Annotated in this window: 18 protein-coding genes; 14 read left to right on the top strand and 4 right to left on the bottom strand. The window is 67.6% G+C overall.

The window, feature by feature from the left end; translation table 11 throughout:
- Window positions 1-10 precede the first annotated feature (10 nt).
- From QM806_RS30565 to QM806_RS30550, 4 genes are all read right to left on the bottom strand, one after another.
- Window positions 11-1,249 (bottom strand): helix-turn-helix transcriptional regulator, encoded by a 1,239-nt coding sequence (locus tag QM806_RS30565; protein WP_064080208.1) that lies wholly within the window; start codon window positions 1,247-1,249, stop codon window positions 11-13.
- 101 nt (window positions 1,250-1,350) lie between these two features.
- On the bottom strand, window positions 1,351-1,842 hold the full coding sequence (locus QM806_RS30560; protein WP_283293874.1) for a Clp protease N-terminal domain-containing protein: 492 nt from the start codon (window positions 1,840-1,842) through the stop codon (window positions 1,351-1,353).
- Window positions 1,839-2,054: a hypothetical protein gene (locus tag QM806_RS30555; RefSeq protein ID WP_005565680.1), complete on the bottom strand. Its 216-nt coding sequence runs from the start codon at window positions 2,052-2,054 to the stop codon at window positions 1,839-1,841. Before QM806_RS30555 ends, QM806_RS30560 begins: the two co-directional genes overlap by 4 nt.
- Before the next feature lie 59 nt (window positions 2,055-2,113).
- Window positions 2,114-2,884, bottom strand: coding sequence for an IclR family transcriptional regulator (locus QM806_RS30550; protein WP_005260937.1), 771 nt, complete (start codon window positions 2,882-2,884; stop codon window positions 2,114-2,116).
- Between the two features lie 213 nt (window positions 2,885-3,097).
- On the opposite strand from QM806_RS30550, the gene dctA reads away from it, so the two are divergent.
- The 14 genes from dctA to pyk all read left to right on the top strand — a co-directional run bounded on the left by dctA (window position 3,098) and on the right by pyk (window position 21,175).
- Complete coding sequence (gene dctA, locus QM806_RS30545; protein WP_005260936.1) at window positions 3,098-4,531, top strand: C4-dicarboxylate transporter DctA; 1,434 nt, start codon at window positions 3,098-3,100, stop codon at window positions 4,529-4,531.
- Window positions 4,524-5,306: an MTAP family purine nucleoside phosphorylase gene (locus tag QM806_RS30540; protein WP_005565679.1), complete on the top strand. Its 783-nt coding sequence runs from the start codon at window positions 4,524-4,526 to the stop codon at window positions 5,304-5,306. Before dctA ends, QM806_RS30540 begins: the two co-directional genes overlap by 8 nt.
- Window positions 5,307-5,310: 4 nt before the next feature.
- Window positions 5,311-5,718 (top strand): allophanate hydrolase-related protein, encoded by a 408-nt coding sequence (locus tag QM806_RS30535; protein WP_005565678.1) that lies wholly within the window; start codon window positions 5,311-5,313, stop codon window positions 5,716-5,718.
- A 26-nt stretch (window positions 5,719-5,744) separates the two neighbouring features.
- Window positions 5,745-6,566 carry a hydroxypyruvate isomerase family protein gene (locus QM806_RS30530; RefSeq protein WP_005565677.1) on the top strand — a complete coding sequence of 274 codons (822 nt, stop codon included), beginning with the start codon at window positions 5,745-5,747 and terminating at the stop codon, window positions 6,564-6,566.
- A gap of 33 nt (window positions 6,567-6,599) precedes the next feature.
- Entirely contained in the window at window positions 6,600-7,484 is an 885-nt protein-coding gene (locus QM806_RS30525; protein ID WP_005565676.1) for a 2-hydroxy-3-oxopropionate reductase, read from the top strand.
- 36 nt (window positions 7,485-7,520) lie between these two features.
- A complete protein-coding gene (gene gcl / locus QM806_RS30520) occupies window positions 7,521-9,326 on the top strand; it encodes a glyoxylate carboligase (RefSeq protein WP_005260931.1) in 1,806 nt (601 codons plus the stop codon).
- 8 nt (window positions 9,327-9,334) lie between these two features.
- Window positions 9,335-10,486, top strand: a complete 1,152-nt coding sequence (locus QM806_RS30515) for a glycerate kinase (protein WP_064080206.1) — start codon at window positions 9,335-9,337, stop codon at window positions 10,484-10,486.
- A complete protein-coding gene (alc, locus tag QM806_RS30510; protein ID WP_005571369.1) occupies window positions 10,483-11,541 on the top strand; it encodes an allantoicase in 1,059 nt (352 codons plus the stop codon). The genes QM806_RS30515 and alc overlap by 4 nt, the downstream gene beginning before the upstream one ends.
- Window positions 11,542-11,577: 36 nt before the next feature.
- Window positions 11,578-12,975 carry an NAD-dependent malic enzyme gene (locus QM806_RS30505; protein ID WP_005571371.1) on the top strand — a complete coding sequence of 466 codons (1,398 nt, stop codon included), beginning with the start codon at window positions 11,578-11,580 and terminating at the stop codon, window positions 12,973-12,975.
- Complete coding sequence (gene allB, locus QM806_RS30500) at window positions 12,968-14,311, top strand: allantoinase AllB (protein ID WP_054248705.1); 1,344 nt, start codon at window positions 12,968-12,970, stop codon at window positions 14,309-14,311. The genes QM806_RS30505 and allB overlap by 8 nt, the downstream gene beginning before the upstream one ends.
- Before the next feature lie 201 nt (window positions 14,312-14,512).
- Complete coding sequence (locus QM806_RS30495; protein WP_005571375.1) at window positions 14,513-16,042, top strand: NCS1 family nucleobase:cation symporter-1; 1,530 nt, start codon at window positions 14,513-14,515, stop codon at window positions 16,040-16,042.
- A 12-nt stretch (window positions 16,043-16,054) separates the two neighbouring features.
- Window positions 16,055-16,783, top strand: coding sequence for an aspartate/glutamate racemase family protein (locus QM806_RS30490; protein ID WP_005571378.1), 729 nt, complete (start codon window positions 16,055-16,057; stop codon window positions 16,781-16,783).
- Between the two features lie 84 nt (window positions 16,784-16,867).
- Entirely contained in the window at window positions 16,868-19,684 is a 2,817-nt protein-coding gene (gene aceE, locus QM806_RS30485) for a pyruvate dehydrogenase (acetyl-transferring), homodimeric type (RefSeq protein ID WP_283293936.1), read from the top strand.
- A gap of 18 nt (window positions 19,685-19,702) precedes the next feature.
- Window positions 19,703-21,175, top strand: a complete 1,473-nt coding sequence (gene pyk, locus QM806_RS30480; protein ID WP_051055672.1) for a pyruvate kinase — start codon at window positions 19,703-19,705, stop codon at window positions 21,173-21,175.
- Window positions 21,176-21,358: the final 183 nt, after the last annotated feature.

Genomic DNA, 21,358 nt, shown 5'->3' with positions numbered 1-21,358 from the left:
GCCTCGACGCTCATGCGTGCCTGCCGGTGGTGTCGGCGCGGATGCCGGCCTCGAGGGCGATCGCGCCCGCCTCGCCTCGGGACGCCACCCCGAGCTTCTTCAGCACACCCGCGACATGGAATTTGACCGTGCTCTCGCTGATACCGAGACTGTCGGCGATCGCCTTGTTCCGCTTTCCCGTCGCGAGGTGACCCAGGACCTCGAGTTCGCGGGGGTTGAGGTCGCCGAGTTGCTGTTCGTCCGGTCGCGCCATCGGTAGGTCGAGTGGGATCGCGACGGCCACCCGGGAGCCCCACCCGTCGACCGACTCGACGTCTATCCGGCCACCGAGTGTGTGCACCCGGCCGGAGAGTTGCCGCACCAGCGCGTCGGTGTCGAGACCACCGTCGCCGTCGTCGCGGACCTCGACGAGGAGGTTCGCGCCGTCGCAGTCCCAGGCGATGCGGATTCGCTCCAGGGCGGCCTGCGCCGCGAACGCCAGGACGGCGCTCCGCACGACGGCCCGCGCCGCGCTCGCGACCTCGCCGGGCAGCGCGCGACCGTCCACCGGCGGATCGACGTAGTCGACGCGCACGGGCCGGTGCTGGAGCAGCGGCCGCAGTTCGCCCTGCAGCCGGGCGAACGCGGTGGTGACGGCTTCTTCCGCGAGGTTACGGTCGGACTCGCCCGCGGAACGCAGGGTCACCAGCGCCGCGGACGCCGTCTCGCTCGCCGTGATCCGCGACCGGCGGTCGTCGAGGTCCTTGGATCGCAGCGTCGACAGGATCGATTCGAGCGTCGCCGCGTGCAGGTCCGTCAGCTCCACGATGGTCCTGGCCCGTTCGCTCGACGCCGCCCGTGACTCCGCCAGGTACGCGGGGCTCGCCTGCGCCACCTGATGCCGGATCGACACGGCGACGACGCCGAAGGCGCCGGCCACCAGCGGGACCTCACGAATGCGTTGCCGCGGCTTCGGGAGAACGAGGAGAAGGGTGTCCGTCGCGTCCAGCAGCGCCCACACCTTCCGCTTCACGCCGGCAATCACGGTCTGGTCGTCGAACGGGGTGCCTTCCGTCAGGCGGGTGCGCAACGCCTCCAGTTCGGCGATGGTGACGCGTTCGACCACCGACGGATCGCCGCTGACCTTGCGGGGGCGTCCCGTGCATTCCCGGGTGAAGATCACCAGCGCGGTGTGCGGCCAGATGTCGGCGAGGAACTTGGAGAAGCGGACGGCGATGTCGGGCAGCGGACCGTCGATGACGTCCCGCATGGAACCGAGAACATCTGCAGGGGACACAGAAGTCGAGCTGGGAAGAACCACGTGTCGAGCCTATCCGCGCAGGCGGCGAACACCGGGCCTGGGCCGTCCGCTCACGATGCCGGTTCGGCCCGGGCGGCGTCGACGACGTCGGACCGGACGAGCCCCAGCGATTCCAGTGCCCCCGCCGCGGTGCCGTGCGTGATGGTGGCGACGGCTGCGACGATGTCGGCTCCGACGATCGGTCGCCGTTCCGACTTCGCGAGCGCCACCGCATTTCGGAACGCGGCCTGGGCCGGTTCGGTCAGCCGCAGTGGCCCGGTGCGGGGGCGGCTCAGTGCGCTGGTGGCGACGCGCGCGTCCGTCATGCCTGCCGCCGCGAGGGCTTCCCCGTGTACGCGAATGACCTCCTCGCGCAGTGCGTCCCGGTTCGATCCGAGACGCTCGAACACCCGGCGTGCCGTACCGTCCGGCAGCGCGAACGAGGCGAGCAGCAGGTGCTCGAGGCCCGGCTCCCGGTCGCCCAGCCGGTCGGCTTCGGCCTCCGTTTCGGAGAACAGCGTCTTCATCGTCCGCATGTCGCGCCATGCCCGGGTGAACTTCATCGTGTGCCCCTCGTCTTCGTGTCGGAGGATCGTCCGGGGCCGAGGCGTTTGTGCGCCGCCTGACCCGAGACGCCGAGAGCCTGACCGATGTCCGCCCAGGTCCAGCCGGCGGACAGTGCGTGTGCGACGGCGTCACGCTCGAGCTGATCGGCCTGACGCCGCAGCGCGACGACGGCAGCGAAAGCGGTCGCCGGGTTCGGATCGTCACTCACACTATCAACTTAAGTTGATGATCCGGATCCGTCAACCTTTGTTGATGGGTCGTCCGGCTTCAGAGCGCGGCGTTCTTGTCGAACTCGGTGCCGAGTTCCTTTGCCACGCGCTTGAGTAGCGGCACGATGTGGTCGGCCGACTCGAGGGTGACCCGGGCCGCGGGGCCGGAGACGGAGATGGCAGTGGGGGTCGGAGCGTTCGGCACCGGCACCGAGAAGCAGCGGACACCGATCTCCTGCTCGCCCTCGTCGATCGCGAACCCGCGGTTTCTGCTCAATTCGAGATCGGCGATCAGCATGTCGGGGTCGGTCAGGGAGTTCTCGGTGTACGTCGTCATGCCGGTCCGGCCGACCAGTGAGCGCACGGCGTCATTCGAGAGTTGCATGAGGATGGCCTTGCCGACGCCGGTGCAGTGCGGGTAGACGCGTCGGCCGACCTCGGTGAACATGCGCATCGCGTGCTCGGACGGCACCTGTGCGACGTAGACGGCCATGGTGCCGTCGAGGACGGCCATGTTCGCGGTCTCGCCGGTGCCTCGCACCAGTTCGGACAGGTGCGGCCGTGACCAAGCGCCGATCAGCTGGGTGGCGCTCTCGCCGAGGCGAATGAGCTTGGGCCCGAGCGCGTACCGCCGGGTCGGTAGCTGCCGCACGTATCCGCGGTTCATCAGTGTGCGGATGAGCCGGTGGATGGTCGGGAGGGGGAGTCCGGCCAGGTCGGCGAGTTCGCTGACCCCGATGGACCCGCCGGCGCTCGCCATGATCTCGAGTATGTCGAATGCGCGCTCGACCGACTGCACGCCGCCGGCCGGACTCTGACCGTTCGTCATGTCTGTCTCCATCCTCTGACTGCCCGAGAGCCCCCACATTCTTTCCGTCAGACGGAAAGGGCGCTCCGTATGACGATAGCGCGGGCGCGGCGGATCGCGACGATTCCTTCGCTACATCGGTTGACAAACCTCGGTGTGACGGCGTTCACTATATCGAGATACGAAATACAACTTCCATAATATGGAAAACGCCAAGCCCCGAGGGAGGGCCCCGTGTCTGAAGTCGAAATCGCTGCGAAACCCACAAAGCAGCGTTGGTACAGATCACTTTTCGTCCAGGTCCTGATCGGAATTGCCCTGGGCATCGCCACCGGAATCCTGTTTCCGGAGTTCTCCCATCACCTGGCGCCGCTGGGTGAGGGCTTCATCAAGCTGATCAAAATGGTCGTGTCCCCGCTGATCTTCCTGGTGATCGTCACCGGCATCGCCAAAGTCGGCAGCATGAAAGCGCTCGGAAAGATCGGCGGCAAGGCGCTGCTCTGGTTCACGGCCGCGACGACCTTCGCGCTCGGGCTCGGCCTGCTCGTCGGAAACCTCGTCAAGCCGGGTAGCGGGCTCAACATCGACCCGGCCACGCTGGACACCAGCGCCCTGGACGAGAAGACGCAGGGCGGCCACCTGCCGGGTGGCGTCGAGTTCGTCATGCACATCATCCCGACCAGCGTGTTCGATGCGTTCGCACAGAACAACCTGCTGCAGGTGCTGCTGTTCGCGATCCTGTTCGGTGTCGCGCTCGCGTCCTTCAGCGAATCGGCTCCGCCGATCCTGATGGATGTGATCGACCAGACGCTGCACGTCATCTTCCGCATCGTCGGCTACATCATGTACCTGGCACCGCTCGGTGCGTTCGGTGCGATGGCCTTCACCGTCGGCAACTACGGCGCCGGCTCGCTGAAGTCCTTCGGAGTACTCATCCTGGCGTGCTACGGCGCTGCACTGGTCTTCATCGTCGTTCTGTCGATCGTGGTCAAGCTGATCACCGGAGTGAACGCGTGGAAGTTCATCAAGTACTGCCGCGAAGAATTCATGCTCGCCCTGGGCACCGGATCGTCCGAGGCGGTCATGCCCCGCATCATCAAGAAGTTGGACAACGCGGGATGTGACCGCGCCGTCGTCGGTCTGGTGATCCCTACCGGCTACTCGTTCAACCTCGACGGAGCCGCGATCTACCTGTCGCTGGCGATGATGTTCCTGGCGCAGGCGGTCGGGGTGGACCTCGGCTTCGGCGAGCAGCTCGCGATCATGGGCATCCTCATTCTCAGCTCCAAAGGTATGGCGGGTGTGCCGGGGTCGGCCTTCGTCGCCCTGTCCGCGACCGCTGCCGCGATCGGCGCGTTCCCCGTGGCCGCCGTCGCGTTGCTGCTCGGCGCCGACCGGCTCATGGACTCCATGCGCGTATTCACGAACCTGCTCGGTAACTGCCTCGCCACGTTCGTGGTCGCGAACTGGGAGGGCATGCTCGACAAGGACAAGATGCGAGCGGTTCTCGACGGGAAGGTCACACCCGACGACCCGGACGACGTCACCATCCACCCGCACCCGGGGCACGAACACCTCCAGGACGGCCCGGCACGGCCGGCGATCGAGAGGCGCGAAGCGCTGACCACGAACGGGGCCTCGGAAGGAACGGTGAACCACCATGCCTGACACCCAGCCCACCGTCGCAGTGCTCGGCACCTGGGGTTACTACGGACTCCTCGACGACGCCGAGCAGGTTCGGGTCGACACCCCGTACGGTCCGACGTCGGACAGCATCGTCCTCGGGTCGTCAGGGGGCCGCCGGCTCGCCTACCTGACCCGCACCGGACGGCACCGCGACATCCCGCCCCACCGCATCAATGCTCGCGCGAACATCTGGGCCCTGCACAGCCTGGGCGTGCGCACGATCCTCGCGCCCACCCCGTCCGGCTCGCTGCGACCGGCGATCGGCGTCGGCTCGGTCGTCGTGCCCGACCAGCTCGTCGACCGCACCTGCCGCACCGACGACACCTTCCACGACGACGACGTCCACGTGTCCTTCGCGGAGCCGTTCTGCGTCCGCGGACGCCAGGCGGCGGTCTCGACGCTCCGCAGGAGCGGATGGGTGGTCAACGACGGCGGCGTGATGGTGGCGATCCGCGGTCCCCGATACTCGACCCGCGCCGAATCACGCTGGTACGCGGCCCAGGGATGGGACCTGATCAGCATGACCCCGTACCCGGAGGCGGCGCTGGCCCGTGAACTGGGCATGTCCTACACCTGCATCGCCCTGGTCACCGATCACGACGTCATCAGCGACACCCCGTGGCCGGTCACCCAGGACCTGGTGCGCGAAGAACTCGACGCCAACACCAAACGACTACGCGAAGCGCTGCTTCAGGTAGCGATCGAACTGGCAGGCAAGCCCGAACCGGCGACACCTGCCCACGGAAGAAGGAGCTGACACGATGGCCGAATTGTTCTGCAACGGGGGAGCGATGCGTGGCGGAAACCTGCATCACAACGTGTCCGCGCACACGTTCCTCGGCACGGTCCGGACCGCACCGAAGTACCGATTCTTCTCCGTACGTGACGAATTCCCCGCGCTACTGCTGGCGGAGGCCGGGGGAGCCTCGATCGAGGGCGAGCTCTACGACGTGCCGATCGGCGACATTCGCACCGACTTCCTCCCCGAGGAGCCCGAGGAACTCGAGCTCACCGTGATCGAACTGTCCGACGGCCGTTCGGTTCTGGCGGTAGGTCTGCGACCGGGCCTCCTCGAGAGCAGAGCCGGCGAGCTCACCGAGATCACCGATCACGGCGGCTGGCGACGCTATCGCGGCCTGCCCGAGCCCGACAACACCACAGTCTCCTGAACACCCGGAAAGTGAAAGAACAACCGATGGATGCCTTGGCCTACACTTTGAACTGCTCGATCCTGCTCACCGACGTGCCACTCCTGCAGCGCCCGCAGGCTGCCCGCGACGCCGGGTTCGACGCCGTCGAATTCTGGTGGCCCTTCGACACCGCCGTACCGCGGGACAGCGACGTCGACGCGTTCGTGGCCGCGATCGGGAACGCCGGAGTGCAGCTCACCGGGTTGAACTTCGCGGCGGGCGACATGCCGGCGGGGGACCGCGGACTGCTGTCCGACCCGGCGCAGGTCTCGGCGTTCCGCGACAACATCGACATCACCATCGGAATCGGAGAACGACTGGGCACCAAAGCTTTCAACGCCCTGTACGGTAATCGTATCGACGGCACGGATCCGAAGATTCAGGACGACACGGCCGCCGAGAACCTCGCCCAGGCGGGCAAGGCGGCGGACCGCATCGGTGCGGTCGTGCTCGTCGAACCGGTCAGCGGCACGCCGGCGTACCCGTTGAAGAGCGCGGCCGAGGCGATCGCCGTGATCGACCGGGTGAAGGCCGAGCACGGTGTCGACTCGCTCCGGCTCCTCGCGGACCTCTACCACCTCGAGGTCAACGGCGACGACGTCGGCGCCGCGATCGACGCGTACGCCGACCGCATCGGGCACGTCCAGATCGCGGATGCTCCGGGACGCGGAGAACCCGGCACCGGAACGCTCGACATCGACGGCTACCTGAAGAGGCTCGCCGGACACGGCTACCGCGGATATGTCGGGCTCGAATACAAGTCCACCCGGCCGGACACCTTCGACTGGTTGCCCCGCGAACAGCGCGCGTCCCGCGCCGCCCACTGACACACACCACTTTCGACGGAATCGAGGAGACTCGTGAGCACTATCGCATTCATCGGACTCGGAATCATGGGTAGCCCCATGGCCGTTCATCTCGCCAAGGCCGGCCACCGGGTGGTCGGATACAACCGCTCGCCCGAGCGCACCGCGGCACTCGTCGAAGCCGGCGGCACCGCAGCGGACTCCATCGCCAAGGCAGTCGCCGGCGCCGACGTCGTGGCCGTGATGGTCCCCGACTCGCCCGACGTGCAGGCCGTACTCGCCGGTGAGGACGGAGTCTTCGAGCACGCCCCGGCAGGCGCTCTGATCATCGACTTCTCCAGCATCCGGCCCGACGTCACCACCGCACTCGCCGCGCAGGCGGCCGAGCGTGGATTCCGGCTGATCGACGCCCCGGTATCGGGTGGCGAGGCCGGGGCGGTCAACGCCGCACTGTCGATCATGGTCGGCGGCGCCTCGGAAGACTTCGAGTCGGCCAGGCCGATCCTCGACGTCGTCGGGAAGACGGTGGTCCACGTGGGCCCGAACGGATCCGGGCAGACGGTGAAGGCAGCGAACCAGCTGATCGTCGCCGGCAACATTCAGCTGCTCGCCGAGGCGATCATCTTCCTCGAGGCCTACGGTGTCGACACCGCGGCCGCGGTGGAGGTACTCGGCGGCGGGCTCGCCGGATCGGCCGTCCTGAACCAGAAGGCGCAGAAGATGCTGGACCGGTCGTTCGAACCCGGATTCCGTATCGACCTGCACCACAAGGATCTCGGCATCGTGACCAGCGCTGCCCGTGAGGCCGGCGTCGTGACACCCCTCGGCGCCGTCGTCGCCCAGCTGATGGCCTCCGCCCGTGCGAACGGTGATGGTGGCCTGGATCATTCGGGTCTGCTGCGCGGAGTGGAGCGGCTGTCCGGCCGCCCCTCCCAGTGACCCGCCTCAACTCGTAATCCTCGATGGAGAACTGATATGCCTCGTATGCGCGCCGCTGATGCAGCGGTCAAGATTCTGGAACTCGAAGGTGCCACCCAGGCCTTCGGCCTCCCCGGTGCGGCGATCAACCCGTTCTACGCAGCAATGCGCGACCACGGTGGGATCAAGCACGTCCTCGCCCGCCACGTCGAGGGCGCATCCCACATGGCCGAGGGATTCACCCGCGCCAAGGCCGGGAACATCGGCGTCTGCATCGGGACGTCCGGGCCGGCCGGGACCGACATGATCACCGGTCTGTACTCGGCGATGGCGGACTCGATCCCGATCCTCGCGATCACCGGGCAGGCCCCGGTCGCGCGTCTGCACAAGGAAGACTTCCAGGCCGTCGACATCGCCGCGATCGCGGGGCCGGTCACGAAGATGGCGATGACGGTGCTCGAGCCCGCCCAGGTTCCGGGAGCGTTCGCGCAGGCATTTCACCTGATGCGGTCCGGCAGGCCCGGACCTGTTCTCATCGACCTGCCGATCGACGTGCAACTGGCGGAGATCGACTTCGACCCGGACACCTACCAGCCGCTGCCCGTGTACAAGCCGGCCGCGACCCGGGCGCAGGCGGAGAAGGCCCTCGACATGCTGGGGGCCGCCGACCGCCCGCTGATCGTCGCCGGGGGCGGCATCATCAACGCCGACGCCGCGGATCTGCTCGTGGAACTGGCGGAACTGCTGGACGTTCCGGTGGTGCCGACGCTGATGGGCTGGGGAACCATCCCGGACGACCACCGCCTCGCCGCGGGCATGGTCGGTCTGCAGACCGCCCACCGGTACGGCAACGCCACCATGCTGGCGTCGGACTTCGTCCTCGGCATCGGCAACCGCTGGGCCAACCGGCACACGGGCGGTCTCGACACCTACCGCAAGGGGCGCAAGTTCGTTCACGTCGACATCGAACCCACCCAGATCGGGCGCGTGTTCGCACCGGACTACGGGATCGTGTCCGACGCCAAGGCGGCGCTCGAACTGTTCGTCGCCGTCGCGAAGGAGCGGAAGGCCGCCGGAACCCTCGCGGACCGCAGCACCTGGGTCGAGGACTGTGCCACCCGGAAGCGGACCATGCAGCGCAAGACCCACTTCGACGACGTCCCGGTCAAACCGCAGCGGGTGTACGAGGAGATGAACCGCGTCTTCGGGCGCAACACCCGGTACGTCAGTACGATCGGGCTCTCGCAGATCGCCGGCGGCCAGTTCCTGCACGTCTACAAGGCGCGTAACTGGATCAACTGCGGGCAGGCCGGGCCGCTGGGCTGGACCATCCCCGCCGCCCTCGGAGTGGTTGCCGCGGAGCCGGAGACGCCCGTCGTGGCGCTGTCCGGTGACTACGACTTCCAGTTCATGATCGAGGAACTGGCGGTGGGCGCCCAGTTCAACCTGCCGTACATCCATGTCGTGGTGAACAACTCCTACCTGGGACTGATCCGTCAGGCGCAGCGCGCCTTCGACATGGACTTCTGCGTGCAGCTGGGCTTCGACAACATCAACACCCAGGAAGCAACCGAACACGACGTGCTGCCCGCGGTCCCGAAGGGGTACGGCGTCGATCACGTCAAGGTCGCCGAGGGGCTGGGCTGCAAGGCGCTTCGGGTCACCGAGCCCGGCGAGATCGCCGGCGCCCTCGAGAAGGCCCGTGAGCTCGCCGGTGAGCACAAGGTGCCGGTGGTGGTCGAGGTCTTCCTCGAGCGGGTCACCAACATCGCGATGGGAACCGAACTCGACAACGTCGCCGAGTTCGAGGATCTGGCGGAGAGCTGGGAGCACGCTCCCACAGCCCTCATGCTGCTGGACTAGGGGGCACCGTGACACGTGTACTGGTCGCACCCGACAAGTTCAAGGGGTCTCTCACGGCCGCGGAAGTGGCGGACGCCCTCGCCGACGGACTCCTGGCCGGTGATCCGTCCTGGGTGATCGATCGTGTCCCGGTCGCGGACGGCGGCGACGGCACCGTCGCTGCGGCCGTCGCCGCAGGGTGGTCTCCGGTCACGGTGGCCACCACAGGGCCGACGGGTCGGCCCGTCACCTCGTCCTACGCGGTGCGCGGCTCGACCGCTGTCGTCGAACTGGCTTCGGCCGTGGGCTTGGTGCTGCTCCCGGACGGTGTGGCGGACCCACTGGGTGCCAGTACATTCGGACTCGGCACCGTCGTCAGGCACGCGCTGGAGGGGGGAGCTCGCGAGATCACCGTCGGTCTCGGGGGCAGCGCGTCAACCGACGGCGGTGCCGGCTTGTTACAGGCCCTCGGCGTGCGAGTCCTCGACGCCGACGGCAACGAGGTCGCGCGGGGGGGAGCGGCGCTGCGCCGGGCCGCCCGGGTCGACCTGACCGGTCTCCACCCGGCGGCGCGTGCGGCGCACTTCCGGCTCGCCTGCGACGTCGACAATCCGCTCCTCGGCCCGACCGGGGCCACCGCCGTGTACGCAAGCCAGAAAGGCGCGGCCGCAGAAGAACTGGTCGTGCTCGAGGACGCCATGACCCGGTGGGCGCAGGTCGTGCGCGCCGCGACCGGCCGCGACGACAGCCGGGTCGCGGGGGCGGGCGCTGCGGGAGGCGCGGCGTTCGGCGCGATCTCGGTGCTGGGGGCCGACACCCGGCCCGGCATCGACACGGTCCTCGGGCTCGTCGACTTTCCCGGAAGACTCGCGGGGGCGGACCTCGTCATCACCGGTGAGGGGTCACTCGACGAGCAGAGCCTCCACGGCAAGGCGCCGATCGGCGTCGCGACCGAGGCGCGCAGGGCCGGAATCCCCGTCCTCGCCGTATGTGGCCGAAACCTGCTCAGCGACATTCAATTGCACAGCGCCGGTATTTCCGCAGCATACGCGCTCGCGGACCTGGAACCGGACCTTCATCGATCGATCAGGGATGCGGCGGAACTACTGCGCCGGATCGGCTGCACGATCGCGGCATCGACTGCCGAACTCGCACCACTCAGCACACGAGGAGAATCATGACGTCACCCGACTTCACCGCACTACCCGACCTCGCCTCACGCGCCCTCGGCGGAAGCGTATCCGCGGCCAACGACGAACTGTTCGCCCAGCGTGAGAACCTCATCAAGGCGGAGGCGCCGTTCTTCGACCCGTCCGATTTCGGGCACAAGGGCAAGGTGTACGACGGGTGGGAGACCCGCCGCCGCCGCGACGACGGCCACGACTACGCGATCGTCCGACTCGGGGCCGCGGGCGTCATCCACGGGATCGTCGTGGACACCGCGCACTTCAAGGGCAACTACCCGCCCTTCATCTCCATCGAGGCGGCGTCGATCGAGGGCTACCCGTCCATCGAGGAGGTCATGAAGGCGGATTGGCAGACCATCGTCGAGAAGTCCCCGGCCGAGGGTGATGCCGCGAACGCCTACGCCGTCGCCGACCGGCACCGGTGGACACACGTGCGGCTGTCGATCTACCCCGACGGCGGCGTCGCGCGGTTGCGTGTGCACGGTGAGGTCGTGCCCGACCCCCGGTTCCTCGACGGGACGGTGGACCTGCTGGCCGCGGAGAACGGCGGACGCCTCGTCGGCTGCTCCGACGCGTTCTACGCGTCGCCCGCGAACATCATCCTTCCCGGGCGGGCGCGGAACATGGGGGAGGGCTGGGAGAACTCCCGGCGTCGTGGCGGCGGAAACGACTTCGCGGTGTTCTCGCTGGCCGCGGCCGGCATTCCCCGGCACGTCGAGATCGACACCAGCTACTACGTGGGGAATGCGCCCGGCTGGGTGCGGCTGAGCACCGCCGACGCGCGGACCGCCGACATCGCGGACGAGAGCGCGTGGACCGAACTGCTGTCCCGCACAGCCGTGCAGCCCGACACGAGGCACCGCTTCGTTCTGGACGCCACCGATGCGGCGACGCACCTGCGACTCGACGTCTACCCCGACGGCGGCCTGTCCCGGCTGCGGCTGTTCGGCGACCTCGACGCGACCGCGCTGTCGGAGACGCGCCGCACCTGGTGGGAAGCCCTTCCCCAGAGCCATCAAGCGCTCGTCGCCGACCAGGCGCCGCGCTAGTCCGAGCCCCTACCTGACGAACCCGAGGAAACACGCATGCCCAATCCCAGTCCCGGTTACTCCATCACCGTTCGCGTCACGGCCCCGGTCGGCGCAGGCACCACCTCGACTCTCGCGGGGGCGGTGGCCTCCGTGAAGGGCGCCATGACCGCGCTGGACGTGGTGGAGAGCCACCCCGACCACATGGTCATCGACGTGACGTGCGACGCCTCCGACGTCGAACATGCCGAGCAGATCGCGTCCGCGATCGCCGACGTGCCCGGCGTCGTGGTCGGCAAGGTCAGTGACCGCACGTTCCTGCTCCATCTCGGCGGGAAACTCGAAGTGGTGCCGAAGGTTCCGCTCAAGCACCGCGACGACCTGTCCCGCGCGTACACACCCGGCGTCGCCCGGGTCTGCACCGCGATCGCGGAGAACCCCGAGGACGTGCGGCGGCTGACGATCAAGCGCAACACCGTCGCGGTCGTCACCGACGGCTCGGCCGTGCTGGGTTTGGGCAACATCGGCGCCGCCGCGTCGATACCCGTGATGGAGGGCAAGGCGGCCCTGTTCAAGCAGTTCGCGGACGTCGACGCGTGGCCGGTCTGCCTGGACACCCAGGACACGGACGCGATCGTCGAGATCGTCCGGGCCCTCGCTCCGGTGTACGGCGGAATCAACCTCGAGGACATCTCCGCCCCGCGCTGCTTCGAGATCGAGGCACGGCTCCGCGAGATGCTGGACATCCCGGTGTTCCACGACGATCAGCACGGCACCGCCATCGTGGTTCTCGCCGCACTGACCAACGCCCTGCGGGTGGTCGAGAAGAGCCTCGACACGGTGAAGATCGTGGTCTCGGGTGTCGGCGCCGCCGGACACGCGATCATCCGACTGCTGGTCGCGCAGGGTGCGACGAACATCGTGGCGTGCGGGCGGAACGGAATCCTCTCGCCGGACGACACGTCCGACTCGTTCCGTTCCTGGATCGCGAACAACACCAACCCGGAAGCGCGGTCCGGATCGCTGCGGGACGCACTGGTCGGCGCGGACGTGTTCATCGGTGTCTCTGCCCCGGACATCCTGACCGGCAGCGACATCGAGACGATGGCGGAGCGGTCGGTCGTGTTCGCACTGGCCAACCCGGTGCCCGAGGTCGACCCGGTCGCGGCCGGCAGGCACGCGGCGGTCGTCGCGACCGGCCGGTCGGACTTCCCGAACCAGATCAACAACGTGCTCGCGTTCCCGGGCGTGTTCCGGGGCCTGCTCGACGCGCACGCCGTCGAGATCACCGACGACATGCTCATCGCGGCCGCCCGCGCGATCTCCGATTCGGTGTCTCCGTCGGAACTCAACCCCACGTACATCGTGCCGAGCGTGTTCGATGCCGCAGTCGCCCCGGCCGTGGCGGCGGCGGTGCGCGGCGTCGCCGGCGCAGGTCGTGAAGACGATGTCTGACCGGCTCGACCTGCTGTTCCGTGCCCCGCGGGTGATCACCGCGGCGGGAGAGGTCGCCCGCTGCGTGGGTGTGCGGGACGGCCGGATCGTCGTCATCGAACCGATCGGCGCTCAGCTCGACGCCGAGGTGGTGGTCGAGCTGGGCGACGACGAGGTGCTGATCCCCGGTCTCGTGGACACGCACGTGCACGTCAATGAACCGGGCCGCACCGAGTGGGAGGGGTTCGCGAGCGCGACCCGGGCCGCAGCCGCCGGTGGAGTGACCACGATCGTCGACATGCCGCTCAACAGCATCCCACCGACCGTCGACGCCCTGGCACTGGACGTGAAACGCCGGGTCGCCGCCGATCAGGCGTACGTCGACGTCGGGTTCTGGGGCGGCGCAGTGCCCGGCAACGTCCCGGACCTGCGGGCACTGCACGACGCGGGCGTGTTCGGGTTCAAGTGCTTCCTTCTGCACTCCGGCGTCGACGAGTTTCCGCCGCTGGATCCGGCCGAGCTCGAACTGGCGCTGAAGGAGATCGCCGGGTTCGGGGCGATGATGATCGTGCACGCGGAAGATGCGCACGCCATCGACCGCGCGACGTCACCCGGCGGCGAGAACTATGCGGACTTCCTCGACTCGCGGCCGCGGGGCGCCGAGAATCTCGCCATCGCGGAGGTTATCGAGCTGGCGCGGTGGACCGGGTGCCGGGTGCACATTCTGCACCTGTCGAGCTCCGACGCGTTGCCGATGATCGCGTCGGCACGCAAGGACGGCGTGAAGCTCACCGTGGAGACGTGCCCGCACTATCTGTCGTTCGTGTCGGAGGAGATTCCCTCGGGAGCAACGCAATTCAAGTGCTGCCCGCCGATCCGCGAGGCCGGGAACCGTGAGCTGCTGTGGCAGGGACTGGCCGAGGGCGTGATCGACTGCGTCGTCACCGATCACTCCCCGTGCACGGTCGACCTCAAGAGATTCGACATCGGCGACTTCGGTGTGGCGTGGGGCGGCATCGCCTCGCTGCAGGTGTCACTGTCCGCGGTGTGGTCGGAGGCCAAACGTCGCGGGCACAGCCTGAACGACGTGGTCCGGTGGATGGCGGAGAACCCCGCCGAACAGGTCGGGCTGAACACGAAAGGGCACATCGCGCTGGGGTATGCGGCGGATTTCGCCGTGTTCGCGCCCGAGGAGGCGTTCGTCGTCGACGCGGCCGCCCTGCAGCACAAGAATCCCGTCTCCGCCTACGACCGGCGTGCCCTCGCCGGCGTCGTGCGCAGTACCTGGCTGGCCGGCAAGCGGATCGACCTCGACGAGGCCCCCCGGGGCCGGCTGCTCAGCCGCGGTCTGGCCTGACGCCGCCGCACCCTTGCATGGGGCTGGATCCGAAAGATCCAGTGCTACAGCGGGTTTGTCGTGTTCCGGGTGGTACGGAACCAAGATATATCCTGCGGAAATCATTGACCGGTCACTGTTGCCTGGCTCACACTTGGAGGGACAATGGAACAAGCTTTCCGTGATACGGAAGTTCGTTCGCCGCCACGCAAGGACAGGCACATGCTCATAGACGACACAGTCTCGCGGCACACCGCTACCGTCGCGACGCCGACGCCGACGCCGACGCCGACAGCGACCAAGACGAGTACCACACTCTACAACCTGGACCTGGCACCCACGAAGGCCTCGGGTCGCCGCTGGGGTAGCTACAGCATCTTCACGTTGTGGACCAACGACGTCCACAACATCGCGAACTACTCGTTCGCCATCGGCCTGTTCGCGCTCGGACTGGGTGGCGGCCACATGATCCTGTCGCTCATGATCGGAGCGGTCATCGTCTGCGTCGCGATGACCTACGCCGGCTTCATGGGACAGAAGACGGGCGTGCCCTTCCCCGTGGTGAGCCGGATCAGTTTCGGAATCCGCGGCGCCCAGATTCCCGCCATCGTCCGCGCGGTCATCGCGATCGTCTGGTTCGGAATCCAGACCTACCTCGCGTCGATAGTCTTCCGGATCTTCCTCGTCGCCGTGGCGCCGTCGCTCGACCGCTTCGACCAGAACTCGATCCTCGGACTCTCCAGCCTCGGATGGATCTGCTTCATCGGGATCTGGGCGATCCAGATCGTCGTCCTCGTCTACGGGATGGAGGCCGTGCGCCGATTCGAGAGCCTGGCCGGCCCGCTGATCCTGGTCACGGTCGGCTCGCTCGCCCTGTGGATGCTGTTCCGCACCGACTTCTCCATCGCGTGGACGTCCGATCAGCCCGCCTCGGGCGGGGAGATGTGGCGGCAGGTCTTCGCAGGCGCGGCCCTCTGGATGTCGATCTACGGCACCCTGATCCTCAACTTCTGCGACTTCTCGCGGCGCTCCCCGTCGAAGACCGCCGTAGTGCGCGGCAACTTCTGGGGACTGTTCGTCAACGTCCTCGCGTTCGCCGTCATCGCGTTCATTCTGTGCGGCGCCCAGTTCCAGATCGACGGCACCATCATCGACAGCCCCACCGACATCGTCGCGGCGATCCCGAACACCCTGTTCCTGTCGCTGGCCTGCCTCGCCCTCGTGATCGTGACGATGGCCGTCAACGTCATGGCGAACTTCGTCGCACCGTCGTACGTGCTGTCGAACCTCGCACCCGAGAAGATCAGCTTCCGCAAGGCCGGCATCATCAGCGCCTGCATCGGCGTGGTCCTGCTGCCCTGGAACCTCTACGACAGCCCCGTGGTGATCAACTACTTCCTCGGCGGCCTCGGCGCCGTCCTCGGCCCGCTGTTCGGCATCATCTTCGTCGACTACTGGTTCATCCGCCGCACGAAGGTCGACGTACCCGCCCTCTACTCGGACAGCCCGACCGGACCCTACTACTACCGCAAGGGATTCAACCTGCGGGCGATCTATGCCCTCGTTCCCGCCGCCCTCGTCAGCACCCTGTTCGCGATCGTCCCCGCCTTCCATCTCGTCGCCCCGTTCTCCTGGTTCATCGGCGCCGGCCTGGCGGCGGCAATCTACGCGGTCGTCGGCGACCGCACCCGGCAGTACGTGGACGTGTCCGGCGAGTCCATCGCCGTGGACAGCGGCCACGGCGACCACTGACAGGAGCTTTCGATGCGCATTCTCGTCGTCAACGTCAACACCACCACGTCCATCACGGACGCCATCGCCAAACAGGCCGAGGCCGCCGCGGCACCCGGTACCGAGATCGTCGGGCTCACACCGGAGATCGGTGCGGAATCCGTGGAAGGAAACTTCGAGAGCTACCTCGCCGCGATCGCGGTGATGGACCGGGTGCGGTCGTACCCGGAACCGTACGACGCGGTGATCCAGGCCGGATACGGCGAACACGGCCGGGAAGGCCTGCAGGAGTTGCTCGACGTACCCGTCGTCGACATCACCGAGGCGTCCGCAAGTATCGCAATGATGCTGGGGCACAAGTACTCCGTGGTCACCACGCTCGACCGCACCGTACCGCTCATCGAAGACCGGCTCCGGCTCGCGGGCCTCGACGTCAAGTGCGCGAGTGTACGCGCGAGCGGTCTGCCCGTCCTCGCGCTGGAATCCGACCCCGAGCGCACGATCGAGGCGATCGTCGACGAGGCCGAAGCTGCTGTGCGCGAAGACAAGGCCGAGGTGATCTGCCTCGGTTGCGGTGGAATGGCCGGCCTCGACGACCGAATCCGGGATCGCACCGGCGTTCCGGTGGTCGACGGCGTCAGTGCGGCTGTCAAGTTAGCGGAATCTCTTGTAGGGTTGGGTCTCTCGACTTCGAAGGTGCGCACCTACGCGCCCCCGCGTCCCAAGCAGATCACGGGATGGCCGCTCGCGAAACCGCGGTAGTCACCTGTGCAGTGAGTTGTACAGCTTCGTCCTCACCCCGGACGGCCACTACGGCGCCCTCTCCCGCGCCCGCAACGATGGAGTATCCCTTTGCTCGAACAGACCACGACCTCCGTAGACACCGGCCGCGCCGGCTCGGTTCGCGTCATCCGTGAGGGTGTTGCGTCTTACCTGCCGGATATCGACCCGGACGAGACCACGGAGTGGTTGGAATCGTTCGACGGACTGTTGGACCGGTCCGGACCGACCCGTGCCCGGTATCTGATGTTGCGGATGCTCGAGCGGGCCGGGGAGAAGCACGTCGCCCTGCCGGCGTTGACGTCGACCGATTATGTGAACACCATCCCGACGGAGAACGAGCCGTGGTTCCCGGGTGACGAGGAGACCGAGCGCCGGTACCGGGCGTTCATCCGGTGGAACGCGGCGGTGATGGTGACCCGGGCGCAGCGGCCGGGGGTCGGGGTCGGTGGCCACATTTCGACGTATGCGTCGTCGGCGGCGCTGTACGAGGTGGGGTTCAACCACTTCTTCCGCGGCAAGGATCATCCCGGTGGTGGGGATCAGATCTTCATTCAGGGGCATGCCTCGCCGGGCATCTACGCCCGCGCCTTCTTGGAGGGGCGGATCCCGGCGGAGCGGATGGACGGGTTCCGGCAGGAACACTCGCACGCCGACGAGGGCGGCGGGTTGCCGTCGTACCCGCACCCGCGGCTGCTGCCGGACTTCTGGGAATTCCCGACCGTGTCCATGGGTCTGGGCCCGATGAACGCGATCTACCAGGCCAGGTTCAACCACTACCTGCACGACCGCGGCATCAAGGACACCTCCGACCAGCACGTGTGGGCGTTTCTGGGTGACGGCGAGATGGACGAACCCGAATCGCGGGGTCTGGCGCATGTGGCGGCCACCGAGGGCCTCGACAACCTCACCTTTGTGGTGAACTGCAACCTGCAGCGCCTCGACGGCCCGGTCCGCGGCAACGGCAAGATCATCCAGGAGTTGGAGTCGTTCTTCCGCGGCGCCGGCTGGAACGTGATCAAGGTGGTCTGGGGCCGCGAGTGGGACGCGTTGTTGCACGCGGACCGCGACGGCGCCCTGGTCAGCCTGATGAACGTCACCCCGGACGGCGACTACCAGACCTACAAGGCCAACGACGGCGGGTACGTGCGGGAGCACTTCTTCGGCCGGGATCCGCGGACGAAGGAACTGGTCGCGAACCTGTCCGATCAGGACATCTGGAACCTCAAGCGCGGCGGCCACGATTACCGCAAGATCTACGCCGCGTATGCGGCGGCGATGGCGCACAAGGGGCAGCCGACGGTGATCCTGGCGCACACCATCAAGGGCTACACCCTGGGCAAGCACTTCGAGGGCCGCAACGCCACCCACCAGATGAAGAAGCTGACCCTCGATGATCTGAAGAATTTCCGGGACCTGCAGCGCATCCCGATCTCCGACGAAGAGTTGGAGAAGGACCCGAAGATGCCGCCGTACTACCACCCCGGCCCCGATGCCCCGGAAATCCAGTACATGCTCGACCGGCGCCGCGCGTTGGGTGGGTTCCTGCCGCAGCGCCGCACCAGCCCGGCGCCGTTGCCGCAGCCGGCGGACTCGACCTACGACGTGGTCCGCAAGGGCTCCGGCAAGCAGCAGGTCGCGACCACCATGGCGTTGGTGCGGATCATGAAGGAATTGTTGCGGGACAAGGAGATCGGCAAGCGGATCGTGCCGATCATCCCGGACGAGGCCCGCACCTTCGGGATGGACTCCTGGTTCCCCTCGCTCAAGATCTACAACCGCAACGGCCAGCTGTACACCGCCGTCGATGCGGACCTGATGCTCGCCTACAAGGAATCGGAGATCGGGCAGATCCTGCACGAGGGCATCAACGAGGCCGGCTCGACCGCCTCGTTCACCGCCGTCGGCACCTCGTATGCCACCCACGGTGAGCCGATGATCCCGCTGTACATCTTCTACTCGATGTTCGGGTTCCAACGCACCGGCGACGGCCTGTGGGCCGCCGCGGATCAGATGGCCCGCGGCTTCGTGCTCGGCGCCACCGCCGGCCGCACCACCCTCACCGGCGAAGGCCTCCAGCACGCCGACGGGCACTCGCTGCTGCTGGCCTCGACCAACCCGGCCGCCGTCGCCTACGACCCGGCGTTCTCCTACGAGATCGCGCACATCGTCAAGGACGGGCTGCGCCGCATGTACGGCGGCACACCGGCGGCCGATGGAACGCTGAAGCCTGGGTTCGGTGGGGAGGACATCTTCTACTACATCACCCTCTACAACGAGCCCTACTCCCAGCCCGCCGAACCCGCCGACCTCAACGTCGAGGGCCTGCTCAAGGGCATGTACCTGTTCAAAAAGTCGCAGGCATCGGGCCCGAAGGCGCAGATCCTGGTCTCCGGTGTCACCATGCCCGAGGGGCTGCGGGCCCAGCAGCTGCTCGCCGACGAGTGGGGTGTGGCCGCCGACGTGTGGTCGGTCACCTCCTGGGGTGAACTGCGCCGCGACGGCATCGAATCGGAGAAGCAGGCCCTGCGCGACCCCGGCACCGACGCCCCGCTGCCGTACGTCACGCAGGCCCTGTCCGACGCCGCCGGCCCGTTCGTGGCGGCCTCGGACTGGATGCGCGCGGTCGCCGACCAGATCCGCCAGTGGGTCCCCGGCTCGTACACCACCCTCGGCACCGACGGGTTCGGCTTCTCCGACACCCGCCCCGCCGCCCGCCGGTACTTCAACGTCGACGCCGAATCCATCGTCGTCGCCGTGCTGTCCGCCCTCGCCGGCGAAGGCACCCTCGACCGCTCCAAGGCCGTCGAGGCCGCCAACCGGTACCGCATCGACGACGTCCGCGCCGCGGCCGTCTCCTACGCCGACACCGGCAGCGCCTAGAACGGAATCGAAAATCCTATGACAGCAACAGTGTCCGAATACCTCGTCACGCCCGGCCGGGAGGCGCCCGCGTCGGCGAGGCGCGCGAAGATCGTGTGTACCCTCGGGCCCGCAACGGCAACGGGCGACCGCATACGCGAACTCGTCGACTGCGGAATGGACATCGCACGGCTCAACTTCAGCCATGGCGAACATTCCGATCACGAGGAGAACTACCGCCGGGTGCGGGACGCGTCCGAACACACCGGCCGGGCGGTGGGTGTTCTCGCCGACCTCCAGGGCCCGAAGATCAGGTTGGGGCGCTTCGCCGAAGGCAGCGTCGTCTGGTCGGACGGCGACGTCGTGCGGATCACCGTCGACGAGTGCGACGGCACCCACGACCGTGTGTCGACCACCTACAAGCAGTTGGCGGAGGACGCCGAGCCCGGTGACCGGTTGCTCGTCGACGACGGCAAGATCGGACTGGTCGTCACGGACGTCGACGGCAACGACGTGGTGTGCCGGGTCACCGAGGGCGGTCCGGTCAGCAACAACAAGGGTGTGTCGTTGCCGGGGATGAACGTGTCGGTCCCGGCGCTGTCGGGCAAGGACATCGCCGATCTCGAGTTCGCACTGCGTCTCGGTGTCGACCTCATCGCCCTGTCGTTCGTGCGATCGGCGGCCGACATCGAACTCGTCCATGCCGTGATGGATCGGGTCGGCCGCAGGGTTCCGGTGATCGCGAAGCTCGAGAAACCGGAGGCGATCGACAACCTCGAGGCCATCGTGCTGGCGTTCGACGCGGTGATGGTCGCCCGCGGCGATCTGGGTGTCGAACTTCCCCTCGAACAGGTACCGCTCGCGCAGAAACGGGCCATCCAGATCGCCCGCGAGAATGCGAAGCCGGTCATCGTGGCCACCCAGATGCTCGAGTCGATGATCGAGAACTCTCGGCCCACCCGCGCCGAGGCGTCCGACGTCGCGAACGCCGTCCTCGACGGTGCGGACGCGGTGATGCTGTCCGGTGAGACGTCGGTCGGGAAGCACGTGATGGAGACGGTCCGCACCATGGGCCGCATCATCAGCGCGGTGGAGGAGAAGTCCACGCACGTTCCGCCGCTGGCGCACGTGCCCCGCACGAAGGGCGGAGTCCTGTCCTACGCGGCACGCGACATCGGGGAACGATTGGGTGCGGCGGCGCTCGTCGCGTTCACCCAGTCCGGGGACACCGTGCGCCGGCTCGCGCGGCTGCACACTCCGCTGCCGTTGCTGGCGTTCACCCCGCTCCCGGCGGTGCGCGCTCAGCTCGCGCTGACGTGGGGGACCGAGACGTTCCTCGTCGACCCCGTCGAGTCGACCGACCAGATGATCCATCAGGTCGACCACGCGCTCCTCGGCCTGGGCCGATACCGGCGGGGCGACCTCGTCGTCATCGTCGCGGGATCGCCTCCGGGCACCGTCGGCTCGACCAACCTGATCCACGTCCACAGGATCGGCGAGGAAGACCACTGATCGGATGTGACGCTGTAACCGTACGCCCGTCCGCTATTGACAGAACTCGATGGACACGGTTTTCTTGATGTCAAGATACGAAACTGTGTTTTCGCATCGTGGAAGTTTGCCAAGTGGGGAAGGTGAGTCATTTCATGACTGAGCGTGTTGAGGTCGGCGGTCTGCAGGTCGCGAAGGTGCTCT

The sequence above is a fragment of the Rhodococcus sp. IEGM 1351 genome (assembly GCF_030056875.1).
In the GTDB taxonomy this organism is placed as follows: Bacteria; Actinomycetota; Actinomycetes; order Mycobacteriales; family Mycobacteriaceae; genus Rhodococcus_F; species Rhodococcus_F opacus.
The sequence above is the reverse complement of the archived record's forward strand: the minus strand, read 5'-3'. Positions and strand labels throughout refer to the sequence as shown.